The organism is Streptomyces sp. NPDC051315, from assembly GCF_044455165.1.
Lineage (GTDB): Bacteria > Actinomycetota > Actinomycetes > Streptomycetales > Streptomycetaceae > Streptomyces.
In genome coordinates, this window is record NZ_JBITEN010000056.1 from 1 (window position 1) to 1,600 (window position 1,600).

Annotated in this window: 1 protein-coding gene; it reads left to right on the forward strand. The window is 77.1% G+C overall.

Annotated features, from left to right (window positions below):
* Window positions 1-26: 26 nt before the first annotated feature.
* Window positions 27-1,600 (forward strand): polyketide synthase dehydratase domain-containing protein (locus ACIBBD_RS38760; protein WP_399424724.1); only part of this gene is annotated, 1,574 nt, incomplete at its 3' end.

Consider the following 1,600-nt stretch of genomic DNA (forward strand, 5'->3'; position numbering starts at 1 on the left):
TCGGCCCCGACGCCGCCCTCACCCCCATGGCCACCCAGACCCTCGACGAGGAGGCCGCCCTCGCCCTCCCCGCCCTGCGACGCGGACAGGACGAGGTGCGGACCGCCGCCCTGGCCCTGGCGGCCCTGCACACGAGGGGCGTCCCGGTCGACCGTTCGGCGCTGCTCGGCACCGAACGGCCGACGGCGACGGTGCAGTTGCCGACGTACGCCTTCCAGCGCGAGCGTTACTGGCTGGAGCCGGCCGCGCCCTCCGGGGACGCCGGTTCGGTGGGCCTGGTGGCCGCGGGCCATCCGCTGCTCGGCGCGGTGTCGGTGCTGCCCGACTCGGGCGGTGTCCTGGCCACCGGCCGGCTGTCGCTGGCCACGCACCCGTGGCTCGCCGACCACACCATCGCGGACACCGTGCTGCTGCCCGGTACCGCGCTGGTGGAGATGGCGGTGCGCGCGGGCGACGAGGTGGGCAGCCCGCACGTGGAGGAGCTGATCGTCGAGGCGCCGCTGGTGGTGCCCGCCCGGGGCGGGGTCCATGTGCAGGTGGTGGCGTCCGGGGAGGACGCCGCGGGCCGCCGTGCCCTCGGCGTCTACTCACGGCCGGACGACACGGCCGCCGACGCGCCGTGGACCCGGCACGCCACCGGCTCGCTGACCGCGGTGCCGGCGGGCACGGCCGGCAGCCTGGCCGCCTGGCCGCCGGCCGGCGCGGAACCGGCCGGCCTGGACGGTTTCTACGAGCGGCTCGCCGGGGCCGGGTTCGCGTTCGGTCCGCTGTTCCAGGGGCTGCGGAAGGTGTGGACGCGGGGCGAGGAGGTGTTCGCCGAGGTCGCCCTGGACGAGCGGGGCCGGGCCGAGGCGGCCGGATTCGCCCTGCATCCCGGGCTGCTGGACTCGGCACTGCACGCGGCCTCGTTCGCGCCGTCGCGCGTCGACGACGACCGGACCCGGCTGCCGTTCGCCTGGAACGGGGTGACCCTGCACGCGCAGGGCGCCGGCGCCCTGCGCGTCCGGATCGCACCGGCCGGCGCGGACGGGTTCTCGGTGACGGTGGCGGACCCGACGGGCGGTCCGGTGGCGAGCGTCGACCGGCTGGTGTACCGCGAGGTCGCCGCCGAGCAGCTCGGCGCGGACGTCGGCCGGGACGCGCTGTTCCGGGTGGAGTGGATGCCCGTGGCGCTCGGCTCGGGCGCTGCGGCGAACGACTGGAGTCCGCTCGACGTCACGGACGAGGCCGCGGGGACCGTTCCCGAGCAGGTACGGCGGGTGACCGGGCGGGTGCTCGGTGCCGTGCAGGCGTTCGTGGAGGACGCCGACCCGGCGGCGGGCCCGCTGGTCGTCACCGTCCGCTCCGACAGCCCGGCCACCGCGGCCGTACGGGGCCTGCTGCGCACCGCCCAGCTGGAACACCCCGGCCGGATCGTGCTCGCCGAGGTCGACGGCACGGAGGCCTCCCGGGAGGCTCTCGCGGCCGCGGTCGCCACGGGCGAGACACAACTGCGCATTGTGCAAGGTGAGTTGACGGTGCCCCGGTTGGTGCGGCACACCCCGCCGGCCACGAGCGAGCGCCCCGCCCTGCGCGGCACCGTGCTCATCACCGGCGGCAC